Annotated in this window: 19 protein-coding genes and 2 pseudogenes; 13 read left to right on the forward strand and 8 right to left on the reverse strand. The window is 35.2% G+C overall.

Annotated elements, in window-relative coordinates:
* Positions 1–34: 34 nt before the first annotated feature.
* The 4 genes from istA (MUN87_RS18470) (at position 35) to MUN87_RS18485 (ending at position 3,249) form a co-directional block, all read left to right on the forward strand.
* Positions 35–1,141 carry an IS21 family transposase gene (gene istA / locus MUN87_RS18470; RefSeq protein WP_244742639.1) on the forward strand — a complete coding sequence of 369 codons (1,107 nt, stop codon included), beginning with the start codon at positions 35–37 and terminating at the stop codon, positions 1,139–1,141.
* A gap of 69 nt (positions 1,142–1,210) precedes the next feature.
* The gene (locus MUN87_RS18475; RefSeq protein ID WP_244742642.1) at positions 1,211–1,585 is read left to right on the forward strand and encodes a hypothetical protein; all 375 of its coding nucleotides are present in this window, start codon (positions 1,211–1,213) and stop codon (positions 1,583–1,585) included.
* Positions 1,575–2,327, forward strand: coding sequence for an IS21-like element helper ATPase IstB (gene istB, locus MUN87_RS18480; protein ID WP_244742645.1), 753 nt, complete (start codon positions 1,575–1,577; stop codon positions 2,325–2,327). The genes MUN87_RS18475 and istB (MUN87_RS18480) overlap by 11 nt, the downstream gene beginning before the upstream one ends.
* A 304-nt stretch (positions 2,328–2,631) precedes the next feature.
* The gene (locus MUN87_RS18485) at positions 2,632–3,249 is read left to right on the forward strand and encodes an NUDIX hydrolase (protein ID WP_244742647.1); all 618 of its coding nucleotides are present in this window, start codon (positions 2,632–2,634) and stop codon (positions 3,247–3,249) included.
* A 427-nt stretch (positions 3,250–3,676) separates the two neighbouring features.
* Here the strand turns inward: MUN87_RS18485 and MUN87_RS18490 are convergent, their stop codons facing one another.
* The 3 genes from MUN87_RS18490 to MUN87_RS18500 form a co-directional block, all read right to left on the reverse strand.
* Positions 3,677–4,312, reverse strand: coding sequence for a LysE family translocator (locus MUN87_RS18490; RefSeq protein ID WP_244742650.1), 636 nt, complete (start codon positions 4,310–4,312; stop codon positions 3,677–3,679).
* A 21-nt stretch (positions 4,313–4,333) separates the two neighbouring features.
* A complete protein-coding gene (locus MUN87_RS18495; RefSeq protein WP_244742652.1) occupies positions 4,334–5,605 on the reverse strand; it encodes an MFS transporter in 1,272 nt (423 codons plus the stop codon).
* Positions 5,606–5,676: 71 nt separating this feature from the next.
* Positions 5,677–6,459, reverse strand: coding sequence for a PhzF family phenazine biosynthesis protein (locus tag MUN87_RS18500; protein ID WP_244742655.1), 783 nt, complete (start codon positions 6,457–6,459; stop codon positions 5,677–5,679).
* A gap of 106 nt (positions 6,460–6,565) precedes the next feature.
* On the opposite strand from MUN87_RS18500, the gene pdxR reads away from it, so the two are divergent.
* From pdxR to MUN87_RS18520, 4 genes and pseudogenes are all read left to right on the forward strand, one after another.
* A complete protein-coding gene (gene pdxR, locus MUN87_RS18505; RefSeq protein WP_244742658.1) occupies positions 6,566–8,044 on the forward strand; it encodes a MocR-like pyridoxine biosynthesis transcription factor PdxR in 1,479 nt (492 codons plus the stop codon).
* 653 nt (positions 8,045–8,697) lie between these two features.
* A pseudogene (locus MUN87_RS18510) lies at positions 8,698–9,150 on the forward strand (DNA/RNA non-specific endonuclease); the annotation flags it as partial.
* A gap of 174 nt (positions 9,151–9,324) precedes the next feature.
* The gene (locus MUN87_RS18515; RefSeq protein ID WP_244742660.1) at positions 9,325–9,591 is read left to right on the forward strand and encodes a hypothetical protein; all 267 of its coding nucleotides are present in this window, start codon (positions 9,325–9,327) and stop codon (positions 9,589–9,591) included.
* Between the two features lie 351 nt (positions 9,592–9,942).
* Positions 9,943–10,170, forward strand: coding sequence for a hypothetical protein (locus MUN87_RS18520; RefSeq protein WP_244748064.1), 228 nt, complete (start codon positions 9,943–9,945; stop codon positions 10,168–10,170).
* Between the two features lie 82 nt (positions 10,171–10,252).
* Here MUN87_RS18520 and MUN87_RS18525 read toward each other — a convergent pair whose 3' ends face one another.
* Entirely contained in the window at positions 10,253–10,420 is a 168-nt protein-coding gene (locus tag MUN87_RS18525; protein WP_244742663.1) for a hypothetical protein, read from the reverse strand.
* Between the two features lie 795 nt (positions 10,421–11,215).
* Between MUN87_RS18525 and MUN87_RS18530 the strand changes: the two genes are divergently transcribed.
* The gene (locus MUN87_RS18530) at positions 11,216–11,629 is read left to right on the forward strand and encodes a hypothetical protein (RefSeq protein WP_244742665.1); all 414 of its coding nucleotides are present in this window, start codon (positions 11,216–11,218) and stop codon (positions 11,627–11,629) included.
* A gap of 956 nt (positions 11,630–12,585) precedes the next feature.
* Here the strand turns inward: MUN87_RS18530 and MUN87_RS18535 are convergent.
* On the reverse strand, positions 12,586–12,993 hold the full coding sequence (locus MUN87_RS18535) for a hypothetical protein (RefSeq protein ID WP_244742668.1): 408 nt from the start codon (positions 12,991–12,993) through the stop codon (positions 12,586–12,588).
* A gap of 623 nt (positions 12,994–13,616) precedes the next feature.
* Here MUN87_RS18535 and MUN87_RS18540 point away from each other — a divergent pair.
* Together MUN87_RS18540 and MUN87_RS18545 are read left to right on the forward strand one after the other, a co-directional pair.
* Positions 13,617–13,901 carry a helix-turn-helix domain-containing protein gene (locus MUN87_RS18540; RefSeq protein ID WP_224935532.1) on the forward strand — a complete coding sequence of 95 codons (285 nt, stop codon included), beginning with the start codon at positions 13,617–13,619 and terminating at the stop codon, positions 13,899–13,901.
* A 1,180-nt stretch (positions 13,902–15,081) separates the two neighbouring features.
* Entirely contained in the window at positions 15,082–16,683 is a 1,602-nt protein-coding gene (locus tag MUN87_RS18545) for a helix-turn-helix domain-containing protein (RefSeq protein ID WP_244742672.1), read from the forward strand.
* Between the two features lie 317 nt (positions 16,684–17,000).
* On the opposite strand, the gene MUN87_RS18550 is transcribed toward MUN87_RS18545, so the two are convergent.
* The 3 genes from MUN87_RS18550 to istA (MUN87_RS18560) form a co-directional block, all read right to left on the reverse strand.
* Positions 17,001–17,204, reverse strand: coding sequence for a deaminase (locus MUN87_RS18550; protein WP_244742675.1), 204 nt, complete (start codon positions 17,202–17,204; stop codon positions 17,001–17,003).
* A 114-nt stretch (positions 17,205–17,318) separates the two neighbouring features.
* Positions 17,319–18,086 (reverse strand): IS21-like element helper ATPase IstB, encoded by a 768-nt coding sequence (istB, locus tag MUN87_RS18555; RefSeq protein ID WP_244742257.1) that lies wholly within the window; start codon positions 18,084–18,086, stop codon positions 17,319–17,321.
* Positions 18,079–19,623, reverse strand: a complete 1,545-nt coding sequence (gene istA / locus MUN87_RS18560; protein ID WP_439649668.1) for an IS21 family transposase — start codon at positions 19,621–19,623, stop codon at positions 18,079–18,081. Before istA (MUN87_RS18560) ends, istB (MUN87_RS18555) begins: the two co-directional genes overlap by 8 nt.
* Positions 19,624–19,945: 322 nt before the next feature.
* On the opposite strand from istA (MUN87_RS18560), the gene MUN87_RS18565 reads away from it, so the two are divergent.
* Together MUN87_RS18565 and MUN87_RS18570 are read left to right on the forward strand one after the other, a co-directional pair.
* Positions 19,946–21,202 (forward strand): GIY-YIG nuclease family protein, encoded by a 1,257-nt coding sequence (locus tag MUN87_RS18565; RefSeq protein ID WP_244742677.1) that lies wholly within the window; start codon positions 19,946–19,948, stop codon positions 21,200–21,202.
* A 141-nt stretch (positions 21,203–21,343) separates the two neighbouring features.
* Positions 21,344–21,737, forward strand: a pseudogene (locus MUN87_RS18570) (DEAD/DEAH box helicase family protein); the annotation flags it as partial.
* Positions 21,738–21,805: the final 68 nt, after the last annotated feature.

The raw sequence follows: 21,805 nt of genomic DNA on the forward strand, positions 1-21,805 counted from the left end.
TTCTTCCAAATAGGGGCTGAGGAGGATACTTGATATGATCAATTACAAGAAAATACTGCAATTATATTTTGATAACGTATCTCAAAGGACTATTAGCTCTACGACCTCTCACTCTCGCCACACCATTAGAGATGTGATTCAACGAGCGAATGAAAAAGGATTAACCGAAACAACTGATGAGATGGATAATCTGTGGCTATTTGAGTTACTTTATCCAGAGAGGCAAACCTTTGAACGTGGCTATTATCCCGTGAATTGGGAGTATGTCCATAAAGAACTAATGAAGAAAAACGTCACACTTCAGTTATTACATCGTGAATACAAGGAAAAAGCAAAATCTTCAAAGAAATTTCCATACTCTTATACCAGTTTTTGTCGAGGATACCGTTCGTATGCCAGCAAGTATAATCTGACAATGCCTATAAAAAGGAAACCTGGAGAGTTAGTAGAAATCGATTGGATTGGATCTACTTTACCAGTCATAGACTCAGAAACTGGTATTGAAGAAAAAGCTTATCTCTTTGTCGCAACATTCCCATACAGCCAATATTTTTACGTTGAAGCCTTTATGGATATGAAAGTGAATAATTGGCTTTCTGCCCATATTCATGCCTTTAAGTATTTCAAAGGAGTTCCAGAATCTATTGTTCCAGATAATCTCAAAACAGGGGTAACAAAAGCTGATCGTTATGAACCGATTTTAAATGCTGCTTACCAACAACTGGCGGATCACTACCAAACAGTTATCGTACCTGCAAGGGTTAAACGGCCAAAGGATAAGCCGGCAGCAGAAGGAACAGCAGGTTATGTGTCTCGGTACATCATTGGTGCACTGCGCAATTATCAATGTTTTTCGGTCAAAGATTTAAACAAACAAATTCATAAGTTGATGGAAGAAATGAACCACGCACCGTTTCAAAAACGTACAGGTAGTAGGTATCTGGTATTTGTTCAAGATGAACAACCAAGACTAATCCCACCTCCACTCCGTCCTTTTCTACTATCTGAGTGGCGTGTCGCAAAAGTGCAAAGAAACTATCATGTTCAGATAGATAAAAACTACTATTCAACGCCTTTTGAATATGTCCAAGACAACGTTGATATTAAACTGACTAATGAACTAGTTGAAATCTATTTTTAAGACTTGAGAATAGCTTCCCACAGGCGTTTAAAAGGTCAGATTGGACAATACTCCACTGATGTATCACACATGCCTGATTCTCATAGGAAATATTATGAGCAAACGCCTGACAAAGCCATAGAATGGGCGACCACTATTGGCATTTTCACAGAAAAACTGGTTAAGAAGATATTTGAAACCACCTCAGAAAAACAAGCATTACGTTCAGTTCAAGTACTAAAAAAAGCACTCAAGAAATACTCAGAGATTGAACTGGAAGGTGCTTGTCAAACGGCTGTAGAGGTAGCCAGTTCACCGACGGGGCAATTGGTTAATACGATTCTAGCTAGGAATAAAGCACAAACAGGAAAAGTCGATAATCCTCTGAAACAAAACAAAACCGAACCCGACTACGGTTTTACTCGTGGTGCTGGTTATTATGGAGGTGGTTTAAATGATGAATAAAGATACTCGACAAAAGCTGACAGAAATGAATCTGAAAGGAATGATCGAATCGTATGATCTGCAAGGTTCCAAAGATTTTGATGATATGTCTTTTGATCAACGGTTTCAGCTGTTAGTCGATAACGAATACTCACGCAGACAATCAAATCGCCTTCAACGCTTGATTCGTCAAGCCAAATTTATTGAACCTCAAGCCTGTGTCGAAGAAATCGAATTTCATGAAGATCGGAAAATTGATAAACACCTGATTTTAGAGCTTTTCACCTGTAATTACATCAAAGAGGGCCGCAATGTCATTCTTATGGGGGCTACGGGATCCGGTAAATCATATATCTCTAATGCGTTAGGAATCGCAGCTTGCCGAAATTTCTTTCATGTGAAATACATTCGATTGCCGGAATTGATTGATGAACTTGTAGTAGCGAAGACTATGGCAGACGGAAGTCTTCGGAAAATACTCAACAAATATAAGAAAGTCGATTTGCTTATTATTGATGAATGGCTTCTTGTTAATTTGTCCGAAGATCAAAGCACCATTTTACTAGAAATCATCGAAAATCGACATCAGAGGCTTTCAACAATATTTTGTTCTCAATTCGCACCTGAAGGTTGGCATTCAAGAATCGGGCATCAACAACTCGCTGACGCAATTCTTGACCGAATCGTTCACAACTCCTATAAAATCACGCTTGATGGGGATATTTCAATGCGTGAACGTCATGGATTGAAGGGAGGTAGGTGAAATGAATAACATCTCTTTTTTATTGAACTAGTGATACTAAAAATCACATACCGTATCCTAATCCATTATTGTTTTTGTTTAAAAGAATTGAGTGCAGATAAAGACGAGACAATATACATAGGTGATTCGATATATAATATGCAATGCGCAGATAGTGCAGAGTGACATTTTTCCTTGCCTTATAGGGTTCTAAAACGATTGAAGGTTTTGAATCAGCAGTTTACATATTAAAAGGCCCTAAAGATATTTCAGGTATAATACAGGTATGAATTCTTATTAATTACTGGGGAAGGAGCTATACTATATGGAACCTAAATGGCTCGACTGGGCAAAACAATTGCAGTCCATTGCACAGGCAGGGTTAACTTATTCGAAAGATGTATATGACTTGGAAAGATTTGAATTGATAAGAAATATTAGCGTTGAAATGTTGTCACAACAAACAGATATAGACAAGACAGTAATAAAAGATCTATTTGCTAATGAAACAGGTTATTCTACTCCAAAAGTTGATATCAGGTCTGTTGTATTTAAGGATAATAAGATTTTAATGGTTAGGGAAAATGCTGACGGGGCTTGGTCATTACCTGGCGGTTGGGGTGATATAGGATTAACTCCAAGTGAAGTTGCGGTAAATGAAGTAAAGGAAGAATCAGGATTTGATGTTAAAGCAATAAAATTGATAGGTGTACTTGATAAGAAATGTCATCCACATCCTTCTTCCCCATATCACGTTTATAAAATATTTATCCAATGTGAAATCATCGGTGGTCAATCAAAAGAAGGAATCGAAACAAGTGCAGTTGAGTTTTTTGCTGAAAATGAACTCCCGTTATTATCGAAGGCTAGAAATACAGAATCACAAATTCAACTGGCTTTTAAACATTTATATAATCCACAAGAAACTGTCTATCTTGATTGATTTTTAAAAATGGAATGGACATATCCAGGTGTAAAAATGAGATAGGCAGATACGTGGAATACATTCAACTATAAATGAAAATCAAATCAAACGAGCAAAAATAGATAATCTTCCATTCTGAAACAGGCATCAACCATTCTGTTATAATGATTGATGCCTGTCTTATTGAATTAAGTGGTGTATTCCTTGATATTAAGTGGTGCATTTTGTGAAAACCAATGGAGTAAAAAATGGTTTGGCAGGGGCAAACTGATGGTAATATCCAACGCTAAGGAACCGACTTTTTAATTGGCTTGTTAAACTAAAGCCACCCTATAATTTAAGTGAAAAAATTCACATATTCTTCATTTTAGATTTATCTCCGCAGTTAGTGCAAAGTACCAATATCATCCTTACTTATAACTAAGATTGATACAATAATCTAAAATTAATTTTTTCCAAGAGCTAACTTTATTCCTAAATAAATTAATGCAATACCAGAAACTCGGTCAAAGATTCTTTCTACAGAAGGTTTTTTAAACCACGAACTAATGTAAGTAAGAATATAAAGATATAAAGTAAACCACAATAAAACAGTTATTATAAAAAGCCCTGCGAGTATCACTGATTGCAGAATTATATTTCCTTGTAAATCAATAAACTGTGGAAGAAAAGAAATATAAAACATAATGGCTTTAGGATTTAGAAGTGTACTTGCTAATCCTTGGAAATAAGAAGTGTTTTTTTGAGCAACTTGCAATTCAGCCTCTAATTTAATTTCTGTGTTTTCTTTTTCCTTATTCTTTATACTAGACAGGATTGCCTTAATTCCTAGATAAAGAAGGTAGATACCTCCAGTATATTTGATTCCTTCAAAAAGCACTATAGATTTTGCAATAATGGCCGTGAAGCCAAGGATAGAAGCTGTTGCATAAATAATATGTCCTGTCACAACTCCATATGAAGTCATACGACCTGCATGTCTATTAATTGTAAGTGCATTTTTAGTAATCAAAATAAAGTCAGGCCCTGGAGTCATAATGATAATAAGGGATACAAAAATAAACATATAATAATGTGACATACAAGCAAATTCCTTCCATTCTTAATTAGCTACATGGGATTGAATCTCAACTTTAACGCGTTGTTTTTTTATTACTATCACAAATAGACTTGCTAGTACACAAAACATTCCTGCTAAAGCAAATGCCCATGAATATGAATTGAATATCTTATATATGAGCCCTGCGCCACCTGCTGCTACAGCTGAACCTAATTGATGGGATGCAAAGAGCCAACCGTACACGATAACACTTTTCTCCATTCCAAAGATCTGTCTTGAAATGTTAATAGTTGGTGGTACAGTAGCAATCCAATCTAACCCATAAAACACAGAGAATATTATTAGAAAAATATAGGACCCATCAGAAAGCGCAAATGGGAGAAACATAAGTGAAGCCCCTCTTAAACTGTAATACCAAAACAACAGCCAACGATTATCGAACCGATCAGACAACCAACCAGAAAGAGTTGTTCCAACTAAATCAAACACACCCATTAATGAGAGCATGGAAGCTGCCGTTACAGCAGTAAAACCAAAGCCAATACAGTAAGAAATAAAATGTGTACCAATCAGTCCACTAGTGGAAAGACCACAGATAAAGAAGCTTCCTGCTAGTAACCAAAATTCCTTTACTTTTACAGCTTCGATAAAAGTTTGAAAGGCAATCATTATAGGGTTTTTCTTTTGTTCTACCTGATATACAGTTGAAGGCATTTCTTGTCCATATGGAAGAAGTCCCACTTCCAGAGGTGAATTTTTTATAAATAATAAGATAAAAACTAGCATAATGAAACTAAGACAAAGAATGAGGCCCATCGCCCATTTCCAGGAATGGGTTTCTACAATCACCGCTAACAATGGTAAGAGAATTAATTGACCTGTAGCTGTACTCGCTGTTAATATACCTAGCGCAAGTCCCCTTCTTTTTACAAACCATTGATTTGCAATATAAGGGCTTAGCACAGTTAAGAACAAACCAGAACCCAAGCCGATAATGATTCCCCAAATCAAAACTAACTGCCAGGGCTTCACCATAAAAAAGGTAAGCAGGATACCCATCAATAATGTTAACATTGCTATTATCATCATTTTCTTTAGACCAACTACCTCTATTAAAGCAGCCATAAATGGACCTGATATACCGTATAGAAGAAGACTAATTGCAAAAGCAAATGAAATCGTTGACCGATCCCATCCAAATTCATCTTCAAAAGGAACGATGAAGACTCCAGATGAGGAACGTATAATACCTGCAGTTACAATAGAAAAAAATGCAATAAATAAAATAACCCAGCTATAATGAACACGTTTCAAGCCTTCACCCCTCATTTATTAAAACCAAATATATTGTAGAGTTACAAATCCAGTGGTTAATGTTTTCGTTATTAAGTCTCAATATTTAATTCGGCTACTGAATATAGAACTGCTCTTCCAGCCATCTTTACTCGAGTATCCTCATGTTTACAGTAAAGCGTTCCTCCTCTACTTGATAATTGTCTAGCCACCATTTCTTTTTTTTCTAGTATATTTGCCCAAAACGGAATTAAGCTACAATGTAAGGAACCTGTTACGGGGTCTTCGTTTACTTTTAACTTAGGAAAAAACGCTCTGGAAACAAAATCGAATTCGCTTCCTTGCGCCGTAACGCAAACACCCAAGCCTTCTGGCAATGTTTCTAATTTTGCAAAGTCAGGGCTTACGTTTCTGACTTCTTCTTCGGACTCTAATACGAAAACTAGATCTCTATTCAAAAATGTTTCCTTTGGTATGATTCCCAAAGCGCTGATCATTTGCCCAGTAACAGAAATCTGTTCTGAAGGAACAGAAGGGAAATCCAGTTCATATAAATCATCTTGCTTGTTTATGGTCAACTCTCCACTAATTGTGCTGAACTTAACGCTATCTAATTGCATCTCATAATAATTAAGAATGATAAATGCTGTTGCTAACGTCGCGTGCCCACAAAGGTTAATTTCTCCTCCAGGTGTAAACCATCTCAGTCCATAATGTGAGCTCTCTTTTACTGCAAATGCTGTTTCCGACAGGTTATTTTCAATGGCTATTTTCTGCATGAGTTCATCTGAAATCCAATCATTCATGATACATACACCCGCAGGGTTCCCTTCAAAAACTTTTTCTGCAAAGGCATCAACTACAAAATATTTCATTTCATTTCCTCCAGTGTTATAATGTGTTTAATAATCTATTGGTAGTTTATATCTGTTTGTGTATAACACTCAACACCCATGTATAACACTTAAAGGAGATTTGGTCATGCACATTGAGATTCAACGTAATGCTGACATTTCATTAACGAAGCAAATATACCATTCTATTCGCGATCATATTCGTTCCGATCTCTTAGAAGAAGAATTACAATTACCTTCTGTACGCGAACTCTCAAAACAGCTTGGGGTAAGTTTAGTTACTGTAGTAAAGGCCTATCAAAAGCTAGAACAAGAGGGATTTATCACGTCTGTACAAGGGAAAGGAACGTTTATAAGAAAGAGAAAAATGGAAGAAACAGAAAGAAAAGAACGAACCAGTTCATACGATTGGCAACTTTCCGTTCAAGATTATTTACCAAGGTCTCAATTTGCTCGTTTTCATCAAGTCCCTGAACGAATTCACCTTTCATCTTCTATGATAGATCCTGGACTGCTACCTAATCGATACTTAGAGCAAGAAATTCACAGGATGCTTTCTGAAAACCAAAAAGTTCTCTCACAGTACGGCGTGATCCAAGGAGATAAAGCGCTTAGGCAGGCAATGGTTGAGTATTTACAAAAGATGGACCTGCCAATTTCTCCTGATAATATTTTAGTAACAAGTGGTTCACAACAAGGAATTGACCTCATTGCTCGTACCTTTGTTGGACCTGGTGATGTAGTAGTCATGGAAGCTCCTACTTACCCAGGAGCTATTGATGTATTTCGAGGGAGAGGTGCGACCATTCTTACCGTTCCTGTTGACAGCGATGGGATGAGAGTCGATTTACTTCAGAATTTATGTGATAAATATAAACCAAAAATCATCTATACGGTCCCTACGTTTCACAATCCAACAGGTGCTATAATGCCCATAAAACGCCGCAGACAAATTCTTGAGATTGCTAAAAGTACGCAGTGTTTAGTAATTGAGGATGATCCATGTAGTGAAATCTATTTTGAAAGAAAGCCTCCAGCACCAATGAAAAGTCTGGACAAAGAGGGTCATGTCATTTACTTGAAAGGTTTAAGCAAAGTATTAGCTCCAGGTTGTAGAATTGGAATATTAGCTGCTTCAGGTTCTATATTTAAACGCCTATTAGCTGCCAAGGCTAACGCAGACTTAGGCAGTCCTTTACTAACACAAAAAGCCATCACTCCATTTATTACTTCAAAGAGAATGATTGATCATCTTAAAAAGCTAAGAACAGCTCTAAGGATACGACGTGATCTAGTTTTGGAGATCTTGTCACAACATGCCCCTGAAGGAGTAACTTGGTTTATACCAAAGGGAGGATTAAACGTATGGATTACTCTTCCTTCCTGGATTAATACGGATCACCTCTTATTAGAAGCAAAGAAAGAGCAAATCACTTTTTTACCTGGGTCAGCCTGTTACCCCACAGAGCAAGAAAATCATCATTTACGAATAAGTTTCTCTTATATGAATGAGCAACAATTAGAACAAGGTGTGACAACCATTTGTAACATCCTTCAACCAGCTATTGACTCAAAAATTAAACAAGAAAACTCGCCACATTTTTAAAAAGAAATGCTATGTTAATAAGTAATACCCCATTTTAAAAAATGGGGTTAATTTCGTTCAAATATTCCCGTGACTTCTTCAATAAACCTCGTTACTTTAAGTACACCTTTTCACAATCTCTTATCTATCTTAACATAAATATCCATTTTTTTATAACAAGATAACTACAAACGACCGTTTTTGGTTACGATGAGTGGACTTCTCTAAAAACTTCAAAAACTACTTAAAAGGTATAACCAAAAATATAACCAAAATCAAAAGACCAATATAAACATTCTTAACCCCTTTTTGGTATAGTTAATATGTATGGGTGGCTTTTGTTCAATAACTCCAATATCTATAAGAGCCAAAATATACATTGTTTTATTCATTAAACTGTATATTTCGGGACTTTGTTATTTACCTTCACCTAAAAATTTAGGGCCATGATTAACAGATACCTTTTATAAGAGGCTGCAATTCACTATAAAACAGGTATAAAATCTTGTATATTTCTGATCGTTGTAAATCCTCATTTTTCTGACGGGACCCCTTTTACAGTCCGAAAAGTGTAGGAATATTAAGTTTTGTTCATCATTAAGTTTTGTTCATCGCCCAAATCGAGGTGTATCAACAGCTAAAAGGTTTTATCCCCTAAAAGACTATCCTATACTGGTGGGGTCTCGAATGCTTATAATATTACTCCACAAGATAGTACGCTTAACCGACACGGGGACCAAGCATACATGGAGGACTCAATCCGAAAAGCTGGTGGGGCAACCAATTTTGAAGCAACTATTACTTATCCGGATACGGAAACGCAGATTCCTTCTCATTATAAGTACACTTACACTTTGAAAGGGAATAAGATTGTAGATGAGTTTGATAATGGCAACCCTGACGAAGTAAACGAATCACTTGGATTGACCGGAAATAAGGACTCCGAGTCCGTATCAGCAAGTTCTTCTAAAAATGAAGGGGATCTTTCTAGTGTTGATACAAACGGTAATGGACAGGTGACTATCGCAGAAGCAAAAGCAGCAGGCTTCAGTATGCCAATAACGAGTGATCATTGGCTATACCAATATATGGATGATCGTGATGGAGACGGTATGGTAGGTGAGTAGTCTCCTAGAACTTTGGAAATACGAAAGAATTATGAGGATTTCCCCACGCTGTTTTAAACGTGTAAAAGGCTATAATTCGAGATAATGAAATGAAGATACACATTCCCTAAATAACGCTGCAATACGTTATTTTGACTTTCTAGGGGGTGAATAAATTGAAAGGGGGTGATTTCTTTGTTGCTCTACCATGGACTACATAAGACATTTGCTGACTTTGAAAATGTTTATCGTTATCGATTGGATTGGTCAAACGGTATAATAATTGAAACAAATAAAGAATTAGAAAAGGGTCAAGTGATTATTATAAAGGATGTTAATAAATATGCAATTCTAGTCGATGACATTTGGGAAGGGACAAATGGCGAAATGATATTTTCTTATAGGACTGCTGAAGATGTGATTGTTAGAGCGAGATTCCCTGGAGAACTTAGGTCTTTATAGATAGTTGACCTTAATATTATTTTCATGCTATCAAAACTGCATGTATTGATCCGTAGACACCTTGATTAATACATAATCAAGACGTCATATAAAATGGGCAAGTAAGGGTGGTATTAATGGATAAAAATAGCTTTCAGTCAAAGAGCAGAATAGATTTTTTAGAACTCGTATCCATTAATGGGTACGAGTTTCTTATTGTTCCATTAAATATAGTCAATAGTGAATGTAAGACACCATCAGGAATGAATATATACGTTGGAAGAAGATTTAACTAAGTGAACTTTACAGAGTGATATCAGTCAGTGTCTGAGGTTATTCTATAGCATTAAAACAAAGAGGAGGATATACGGTGTGACAGATAATAATAAGGATTCTCAAAAACCGTTTAAAACAGAAAAAGTAAATAATCCGGGTCGAAAATACGCTCATTTAGATAAGTGGATAAAACTTACAGGTGAGATGGCTAGAGCCCAAGCTGAGGCGAAAGGAAGATACGAAGTTTATATTAAGAATGGACAGTGGGTAAAAGAATACCCTAATGGGGAAATCATTCCCTTTTCAGAAGAGGAAAATGATTGAACTGCCTATTTTGCCTGTCTGGATCTTTAATCTTTAATTTAATTTAAACCGATTAGCTTCACAATAATAAGTAAGTAGGATGTTATGGTCGTTTCAATAACTTGTCAAAACTTCCTTGTAACTGCTGATACTCTTTTTCCTTATCATTTTGTTGATAACTCTCTAAATTCATTAAGAATTTTTGATTTAACTCTTTACTGTTACTATAACTTTTGCATAGGTCTCTTTTCAATTCTTGGCTGATAGTCATTCTACATCCTCCTGATTGTAACTCAGAACATTATTAAACGAATTCATGAACTACATAAGAATAGTATGATTATTTATCTTATAATCCTAGTATATAAACTTTTTGAGGGTGTGTAAAAGTGAAGAATTTACATTTCATGAGTATTTTAACATTAATGGTCAACACTTCTCTAAAACTAGATAGCTATTTTCAGATATGGGTGTTGATACTTTTCCATCAAAAAACCGTGATTTAGTAGGGATCTAGCTTACAGGGTATCAACACATTTAGAAAGTTGTAAAAGTGTTGAGTGTTCCTTAAAAAATAGTCTGGTAGTGGTATTTATTTAAGCAATGACTAGCATGAAAAGTAAAACCATCCAAGATTTAGACTCTAAATACAACTGTTGAAGGTTGGAACTATAACTGATAGAAGGGGTGAAGAGCATCTATATATCATAATAGATTATAAAAAGGAATTAATTCTAATTTTATGTGTCAACCGGTGCTTAGTGATGAATCTAATTAGAACAAGTTGAGAAGTTGACAAATATGTAATTAAAAACAGGATGACCGAACCATAACCCTATACATTTATTAAAGTAGATAAGCTAATTGTAATCGTAGTAAAAAGCATTTCCTTGTAACTTAAGATTTAACAGAAGGAATTTGAAGGGCACCCGTTTTATACCTGTACGATACGATGGATTACAATAGGAAACCTATTCTGTGATAAAGAAGAATGAGGACTTAGTTAAGACAATACTTAATAGATTTGAAAATTACTATGTAAAAGATAAAAGGAAGGTGATGCGATATGACAGACCAAGAACTCACTAAAAGAAGGATGGATGAAGAGCAAGCATTAGGGTTTTTGCTCTTGGCTTGCAAGCAACTGGGTTACTCCTTAGATCAAGTTCAACAGATTCATTCCAGTATGAATTTACAATTTAATAAACACTCACCTGATGTTGCGAAAAAGGAAGAGGAAAAGTGGTTAAATTTTATTCGAAAAAGTCATCAACGTAACGATTGCAGTAGTATGAAAATTGATAGTACGAAAAAGAAATATAAAAGAGCAAACGTCAGAATCCCAAAAATATCGGAAAGTAATCGCTCGAGGAAACTCCGAGAGAAAAACGAAAGAATTGTAAGGGAATTAAACCGGATGGAATACGGACCGTTTGGATTATTCAAATTAATTAGAAAATGTAGGAGAGATAGGGAGTAAGAGTGATATGGGAGGTGATTAAGAAAGAAAAAAAGTAAGAAATTAAAAGAAAAAACCACCCCGAAACGCTCGTCCAAAAGCTGAAGGGTGATTTCTCTTTTAATTATTTAAGTGAGCGGCCTCTCACTTCGAGCAAGCTATATATGATTACTCCGTGATACTAGCACGGGGTTTTCTTATTCCTAATATAGCATGCCGCTATGAAAGATTTCAAATGTTCTATAACAAAAAGTGGCCTGGGTAACTTATTAAGTCAAAGTTACAATTGAAAATCCCGACCGAAGTTGCGGTTTATAACGGAGGATCAATCCAAAGTTTATGAAAAGTTGCAGTTTATAACGATGGAATTGCCCCAGTTTTGACTTTCGACAAATATTTTATAGACAATCCACAAATTAATAATACTTTTATTGACTTCTGGCAAAAAAGTTGCAGTTTATAACGATGGACTAATCCAAAGTTTATAAAAAGTTGCAAGATGTAGCGGAAGGAATTGTCCCGGTTTTGTCATTAGTCAAAACGTGGGATTATAAAATAGGAGAAAATGCAATTTATAACGGTGAATCAATCCAAAGTTTAATGAAAAACTGCAAAATATAGCGGAAGTGTTATCACCAGTTTTGCCATTAGTCAAAACAAAATATCGAATATCGCACTGGATTCTTAGGAAGCTATATTAGCCCTTGTAATTTTATCTTTTATACTCGTTTAAACATTTAATAATAAAATTTGAATATCACAAATCAGGATAACCGAATCATAACCCTATACAAGTAATGAAATAAAGGTAAGGTTTGTCATCAATAACATAAAACACTCTCCATGTACTGAAATAGTTATAGGGGGGTGATTAATTAACTATATGTCACGTCACAGTATAAGTCCTCTCATTTATAGCCCATAGTATTAAGTGCAAAAAAGTGACCCACTCATTTTTTGTTTCTGCCCCTGGCTTTTTACATATAAGAAGTAATCAATGACTTATTAAGGTTATTCTCCATAAAGTTAATCAAAAATGTAGAGTTCCGTTCAAGCAATTCAAATTCAGATAGAGATAATAGATGATGATGGGAAATTTTGTTTCTCAATGGATAAATCTGGCGAAGTTGAGTGTAAAATTTTGATGGTAAGTTTTTAAAGGCTTTGGGATAATTTCGAAAGTATGTTTCGTAGTCGCTAAATAGAAGATTTTCAAATGACTTTGATGGCGGACGTTTTAAAACAATTCGTGGAGCATAATAAAACCAATGAATGTCGTAGCAATCTTCCATATTATATTTGATGTAGGTTCGCAAGCAATTTTCTACTTCATATAATATTCCGTAAGCTGCTTTCATTAATTGAACTTCTTGTTCAGCAATCATTAAGCTACACCTCTACCGTGTTATTTTAGGTATATTTTACCTACTTATATAATGTACTATTTTCTCTATTATAGCAATTTAATAGCAGATATTTAAAAATAGTAAGGAATTAACAAAGAAAAAGATTGATGCAAGATACAGCAAATCAGGATGACCGAATCATAACCCTATACATGTATATAAATAAAATAGTTATTAGTCTTTAAACATCAACCTCCTTGATATAGAACATTTCTATAGGAATTAGTAAGGATACCAGTCTTCGGTTGAGTAAGGATCACCCTAGAACCCTATCCATTTGATTACATCTTATAAGTAATACAATAATTTAATAGTTTAAAAGTAGTAAATATATACAATAAATTTCATACAGGGGAGTAAAGATGAGAAAAATATAATCCGTTTTATAAAGGTTCGCACAATGCTGCAGGAACAATAATCGGAATTTAAAAATTGTTATTCTTATTGTTTATTTATAATTGCTTAACTATACCTTATCCAATAAATTCAATTTACATATCTTATGAAGGTAGTAATAGTTTATTAAACAGTTGCTTAGAATATATTGCTAAACAAAACAAAGGGACTGTAATAATAAACAGTTACTATTAGGAGGAAAATAGATGAGTAATCAGGAAAAGGCCAATATTTTAGAAATGATTGATGAACGATTTGGAGAATTGGTGGAGTTGTTAAAGCAGAAACGTGGGTATACCTTGCAAGAACTGTCCGATAAGACAAATCTTTCGCCAAGTTATATATATAGACTGATGCGTGGTTATCGAGGATGTGAGCTAACCACAAAATTAAACATCTTGCTGAACGGTTTTGGTATGCAAGAAGAGGCAGAACAGTATTTAAAAACAGTGATTGAAAATAAAGAGACATTGAGAAAGATACTTGATTAATGTCTTCTAAAGGGCAGACTACTAGATTAGCTAGTAGTCTTTTTATATGTCAAGCTAAATTAAGAAATGCCAAGGTAATGACTCGATACAGAGATATTAGCCTACTATTTCTATTGTCTTGTATTTAATACGTTTGTTTCGATGAATGCCGAAAATGAAACTCAGTTTGGGGAATTAAAAATCGAGCAATTTAGTATAGAGATCAGGTAGTATTTTGCCTTCAGAAAAACTAAGTCAAAAAGAAAAAAACTTTAAGGCGAAGGAGCAATCCAAAGTTTACGAAAAGTTGCAAAATGTAGCGAAAGTGTTGTCACCAGTTTTACCATTAGTCAAAATGGAATGCAAGATTAAAATTAAGATTTAAGATGATTTTACATTTATGTACTTTTAAACGTAGAAGTATTCAAAATATACCGTACGATTTAGGTTATGAAAATCAGGATGACCGAATCATAACCCTATACAAGTGATGTCGTAAATAAGGTTTCAATTCAACTTAAAAACTGCCTCCATGAATAGGAAATAACATATCTGATTAGGGAGGCAACAGCCTTCTTGTAATAGGTTAAAAGAAAACTTATTTACAACTCTAGCTATGGTTAGAAAATAAAGCTGAGAAGAGAATAGGGCACCCATTCTTAAAAAAGCAATCCCCCTATAATGGAAGGATTGTTAAAGTTAAATTTTTTGTTTATTTACCAATCAATCATATTGTTGAGGACTTATGTGAGTAAAGTATTTATAAAAAAGGAGGGACGTGGATTGATACCATTAGGTTGGATAACAGTAGCTTTCCTTGTAGTTGGGATTATTTTTTTATATATATGCAGTTTTTTACCGAAATGACAGTTCGGGGCAAGGTTTGGTGTATATGGAGTATAGCTGCTTGGGGATAGTATCTATTTTCCTAACTTTGCGGTCGTTTTGTGATTTTTATAAATAATTTTCTCATCTTATCCAACTATCGGAAAAGTCTTTTGCAAGTAACTGGAGATGGGAGAAGTGGTTTATAACTAATTTAATAATTGTTCAATATTTTATTAACAGTACAAGTGATGACGTATATTGTTATGATGAAAATACTGTTTTACTCGAACAACATCAAACATTACCTTCTTTATTTATCTACCTGCAATTGTCTATGATAAGGAAATTCAATTAAAAGGTAGGTAGTTTTTTTATGAGTTTAACAGAGCAGTTATTTTCAAATAAAGATTCAGAATCGGAACTGGCTATTGCCGAATATTATAAAGATAATAAAGAAAAGTTGCTTAAATATCCTAATATGGTTCCTACATTTGATCCAGTTACCAAAATAGTATATTGTGTTTACAAACCAAGAAACTTAGATGACTTATTGCAAACTATGAAAAGACTTCCCAAAAAAGAAGTTGATCTAAATCTAATGAGATATGATTTTTGGGAACAACGGGATTATGCCTATCAACAATTGGGTTTGAAAATTGCTAAAAGAGAAGTAAAGAAATACAGGAATTCTACTGAAATAATAGGACCCCAGAAGGCTAATATGTCTGAGTTAGCAAATTTCTTTTCTTTTGCTTACAATACTGATGCCAATGTATTTGTTCATTTATTGAACAAGGAGACTGGGGAAAACTATTTCTACCCAATAAACTCCCTCAAAGATAAGATTAAACTCTCCTCAATCTTGCATTCCCATATTTTCTGTCGAAATGTAGATTTGATGTACTCCCTGTCCACTTATAAAACAATGATAGGTGCGACAGATGAAAATGTGTTTTCAATCCCATTGATACAAGTAGATGTAGATTACAGAAAAATACCAAAATACAAGACAAAGACACCCATGCAAGTATGGCAGTCTATTCTTGAAACCGAGGTTGGGAACACAATTCCTTATCCATCAGCTATCGAATGTGGGCATCAGTTAAGGTTGCTATACAAGTTAAATGACCTATACGTGAATCAGAGTTCAAAAGCATCGAAAAACATTGCAAGAAGGATTTCCAAGGTATTTGCCGAACGACTATCCAAATATGGGGCGGAATTCCAACCAATTACTTCTCATGGCAGAATTGCTAGTAGTATCAATAGTAAAGATGGTAGCATTGTCCAAATAGAGCTATTTGGTCATGAGTACGAAATAGAAATAATTAAGGAAAAGTGGCTAGATCCACTACCAGATTGGTATTCGGAATGGAAATCCAAACCAAAGAAAAAAGGCAAGGTCATTTATCTTCAAAATACTTTAACCCTCAATACAACAAGATTAAGAGACTTCTTCCGGATTGTTGATTATTACAATGGCCAATTGGATGGCAGAAGATTCTTATGCTTCATGGTTCGATCACATGCTCTTTTAGCTGGATATTCACTGGAGGAGGCTAGAGACTTGATGCTTGAACTTAACGACCACTTCAAATTCCCCCTAAGACCAAATCTCATTGAACAAGATACAAGGAATGTAGTTAGAAAACAGTATTCTTATAAAAACGAGACTATTCTTGAACGACTCTGTATTACCCCTGAAATAGAAGAAAACATGAACTTGGAAACAATTATAAGCATTACGGAGAAAAAGCGGAGAGACAAGGTAAAGAAATCCAGACGATATAGAGAAGAGAAGTTTGGAAATCCAAACATAAGCAAAAGGGAATTAATCGAAGCGGAAAAGAAAGAAATAAAGAAACTTTTAGCAGAAGGATATAAGAAAAAAGAGATATGCAAACTATTAGGGATACAGCCTAAGACATTGCAAAGACGAATTAAAGGGTTGAAAAATGAGGGCTTTCTTCAATAGGCATTCGTTTTTTATTTTTGTTTAAGATGGTGATTTCCCGTTGTTTTGGGTGCCTATTATCATTCGGTTCATCTTATAAAGTGGACATTTTTATCTTCTTATATGGGGGAACTTATGTGGGCATCAAGACCACATCGCTGAGACGGTAACATAATTAGGGAATTACACTGCCCTATTACTATCATAAAAGAAATAGGTATTCACCTAACACAATAGGGTTATCTAGTTCTAGTTGTTCATAGGAAACACCACAAGCATCTAATAGTCGTTTAGAAGCGGTATTGCCCGTCTGTACCATCGTATTTATCTGATAGATATTAGACTTTCTTCACACCTGATTGAACAAGAGCTTTCGCACATTCACAGCAAGGGAACAACGTCACATAGATAGAACATCCATTAATGTCCTCCGTGCTATTCGATATGGTATTCAATTCCGCATGAACAACATAAGGGTATTTGGTGTCTAACCATTCACCATCACGTTCCCATGGGAAAGCCTGGTCTAATCCTTCTGGCATTCCGTTATAGCCAACACCAGCAATTCGGTTTCTTTGGATTTACAATACAAGCACCAACTTATGTGTTTGGATCTTTGCTGTATTTCGCAAGTGAAAAGTGAGCCAAATCGCAATTTAAATTTGAGCCACTTCCTCAGCACTTGTTTTTAGCCAATCCTCCGTTTCTTTCATTCTGAAAGAAGGCCCATTCATGTTTAACACATGTGATTTGTGTGTTAAACGGTCTGTTAATGCGGCAGTAAGTACTGGATCGTGGAAAATCTCCTGCCATTTTAGAAATGACAGGTTGCTTGTAATAATGGTTGATTTCCTTCCTGCTCTTAACGATAGGTGAGAAAATAATAATTCTGCACCTTCTTTGTCAAATGAGATATAACCTAATTCATCGAGAACAACCAAATCATATTTTTCAAATTTCAATTCAAATGATCGCAGTGTTCTCTCCGAACGATGTTCCTTAAGCTGGTTAATTAACGAGGGTACCGTCGCAAAAAACACTCTATATCCAGCTAAGCATGCTTCCATACCTAATCCTATGGCAATATGTGACTTACCTGTACCTGGTGATCCTGTAAGAATGACATTTTGTCCTTCCGTAATAAAATCCAAAGTTTTTAGAAACGGTAATTTTTGTTTTGCTTGACTTGGCAATGCCTCTACGATTAATTCTTCTAATAGCTTTTTCTGCGGGAAATTAGCTGCACGGATTCTGTTTTGCTTTGCGCGTACTAACCGATCACTTTTCTCCTGTAAAAGAACTTGCAATAAAACTTCATAGGCTTGTTTTGGATTTTGAAAATCTGTTTCCTCCTGTACCATTTTCCGAATGCTTGGTAAACGTAATTCTTTACATATCTCTACAATTTGCTGCTTTTTATCCATATTTAGTTACTCCTTCATCTATTTGCTTAAACATATTGGCATAGGCTCTCATATTGTTTTCTGATTGATACATCGTTTCATCAGGGTTATATACTTGGACTCCTTCAGGAGTAGATTGTTCACAAATGAATAAAATTCTTTCCGTATTTACATATCCTGTTCGTATAGAATTTAATTCTTCCACCGCCTTTAAGACCCTGTCTAAGTTGTTATTTTCTTTAATATAGAGGAGTAACTCTATGAATTCTTTTTCTTTTCCGATATAATGATGGTTGTATATATTTTTTATTTGTGTTGGTGCCTGCTTAAAGCTTTGACTTTGAGTGATGGCACCTTTTTTCTTTTGAAATGTTTTTAAATAATGGTAGATATTCATCTCCCATTGATGTAACCCCCAATTTCGTGGATGTTCTGCCACTAGCTCTCCTTCTACAAATAATTTGATTTCCTCTGCTCCTACCTTTGCTTTAAGGTATTTTCCTACATGTCCTTCTGGAACAGAATAATGATTTTGTTTAATAACTACTGTACTATACTTATCCACTCGACATTCAACCAGATCAGCAACGTCAAATGGGGTAATCACTGCGAGTTTTGATACAGACTTTTCCTTTTCCATTAAAATCACGTGCTTTTCTTTATGTTCATGATGATGTCGCCCATTTATTCTTTGTAATGATCTAGAAAGATGGTCTTCAGCCTCTCTTAAACTCGTAAAAGAGTATTTCGATGAAAAGGCTTTTCGCCTTATAAACTCTACACTTCGCTCCACGTGTCCCTTCTGGTTACCTTTTCTTGGTTCACAGAGACGAATTTTAAATTGATAATAGTTAGATAGATGAATCATGCTATCCGTAATGGCCCTCTCTGTTCCAATAAATGATTTCACAACGGTTCGCATATTGTCATAGGTAAATACCGAAGGTATAAAACCAACATGATCGATAAATTTCGTATGAACATCTAACACGCAAACTTGTGACTCAGATTGATATAGCCTCGCAAATCGATAATTACTATGTGCTAACGTAAACACTGCAAGTGAAAAACTTCTAATCTTCCCATCTATCTCTAGCTTTACTTCCCCCCAGTCAAATTCAACTTCATATCCTGGTTCACAATACCGTCTGATGAAAACTTCCTTTGTTTTTGCTGCTTCCTCATTAACAAAGTTCCTAACAGTTGTATAACTAATGGGATACCCAGCATCTATTAGGCTCTCGTGCATATCTATTATTTTCATTTGCTGTTTATTCATATAGTGATTTCTTTTCCACTCATTATCCTTTATGTAGCCTCTAAGAATATTTTTAATTTCCTCTGTTAATACTCTCTTTTTACCCGTTCTCTTTTTATAAGCAGGGGGCTTTACAATATCTTCTGTAATCGGTAGATTACGAACATCATTCTTCCTACTTTTCTCAAATTCTTTTATATACTTACTGACAGTATTCCTTGCCTTCTTTGTTTCCTTAGCAATCTTTCTCTCACTCATTCCCTCCAAATATAATTGTATGATGGTCTGTTTCTCGCTCAACATAATCACTCCTGATGCTTCCCCCTAATATGTCATTAGGGTTATTTTCTATCAAAGTGGCTCAGTTTTCAATTGCTATAGTGGCTCACTTTTAAGTTACCATATACACTTTGCTGCGTTTAGAAGCGAGTAGAGCATTCGCCATGAAATACTCATGCCAACTTAAATGATTCATTGTTCAGTCACCTTATTTTCTAAAAGTTCTTTATGCTATGCGATTGGTGTAGGGATTAAAAAGATTAGGTTTTGTAGCACGGTTCTATTGTTTATTGGTAGAATAGGAAATAGGAACTATGAATCTGAAAAAGGGGAAGGTGTTCTAATGGGCTTATTTAGTAGGCTATTTGGAAAAAAGAAAACAGAAAAACACCGTGACATACAGAATCATAATGAAGAGACAAACGAATTACGAAAGCCAATCAAGACGATAACCGGCACAAGCACGAATCAGGATAAAGGTATAAATATCTCCTTTTCTTCATCACCAGTGGGTGTCTCAACTGGTAGTACCGCAACCGACTTCTATGTGTACGAATGGTTCATTAAAGATACAGGAGAGATTTTTTATGTGGGGAAAGGTCGTGGCAACCGGTATAAAGAGTACCATGAACGATCACATGAAGCGGAAAAAATACGAAAAATGTATGATACGGATGTACGTTTTATAAGAAAGGGATTAACCGAGGTTGAGGCGATAGAGTTAGAATCTCAAGAAATGACACGAATCCTCAATGAAACTAATGATAGGTTAACCAATCGAATCATTCCCTTGATGACGAAAAGAGGGAATGGATATGATCGGAGTCCCAGTACACCGAAGTTGCAATTTGAAACAGCTCCTTATCTGTATCCAAGTGAGATTGATGAGCATTACTTTGACGTAAAGCCTAGAGCATTTGATAGAGTGGAGTACAACAATTTAAAGGCAGTTGTATTCATCAATCGAAATATACGAGATGAAATCAAAGTTATTTATGGAGGGAATTTGGAGAAGCACCATAGTGAAACAAAAACCTTATTAGAAGCAAATGGAAATAAAATATTGAAAAGTAAATATGCGAAATCTGTTACCGCTTGGATATATATTGGAGATGACTATCTTACAAATTATGAGTTAGATCAAAAAGAAGCATTGGAGAAACTCGGACGAAACATACCAACGTATCATTTGATAGATGTATGGAAGCTGTTAAAAGAGAAGTTAGGTGAAGTAGAGCTTGATTCAACGGAAGAAATAGCGATTAACCCCATACATAATCGAGTTCCATTGAAAGATATACGGAACTTACATGATTGGTCGAAGGGATTCGATGAAGGGAAGCCATATTGGGACGAAGGAGATAAAAAGAGAAAAGAGGGTAACTTGGAACAAGCGATTGAGCTATTCGATAAAGCCCGTTATAACGGCTATGAGGCTCCAGCGTTATACAATTCATACGCAATGGCCTATCGAAAGCTAAAAGACTACGATAATGAAATTGCCATCCTGGATGAAGCGATGGAGCGATTACAACTAGAAAAAAATAATGAGACCACTATCATGAAATTTAAAAACGTCGTGACAAAGCTCTTGCCTTAAAACAAAAACAACACAAATAGAAAAAGAATCGAAATCACTCCGTTCTCTTTTTTTGTTCTTTTTTATTTACGGTTAATTGATGAACGTCTTGAAGGGTTTGAAAAGCCTCTTGGATAAGGGCAGTTAAGGACTCCCCCCACTCTTGCTATACTCCATGATGATGAAGATAACGCAATGTTTACCAGCGTTATTCTTATTACGGACAGAAGAGTATTAGATAAGCAGCTAAAAGATGCTGTTTATCAATTAGAACACAAAGCGGGAATGGTAGAGAAAATAGATAAAGATTCTGCCCAATTAGCTAATGCTATTGCTGGAGGAACTAGAGTGATTATCAATACGTTACAGAAGTTCCCATTTATTATCGAAAAACTAGGAGAATTTTCTGCTGGTAAGTATGGAATAGTAATAGATGAAGCTCATTAATCCCAGGGCGGGAAGGCTTCGATAGCAATGACTAACATCTTATCGGATAAATCGTTAGAAGATGCCTTTTGAAGATGATAGATTAGCAGAAGAAAATATGGAAGACGTATAGGTTAATACAGTGATGAACCACAAACATAAAGGACCCTGTGTTTGGGGTCCTTTATGTTTGTGTGA

The sequence above is a fragment of the Gracilibacillus salinarum genome (assembly GCF_022919575.1).
In the GTDB taxonomy this organism is placed as follows: domain Bacteria; phylum Bacillota; class Bacilli; order Bacillales; family Amphibacillaceae; genus Gracilibacillus; species Gracilibacillus salinarum.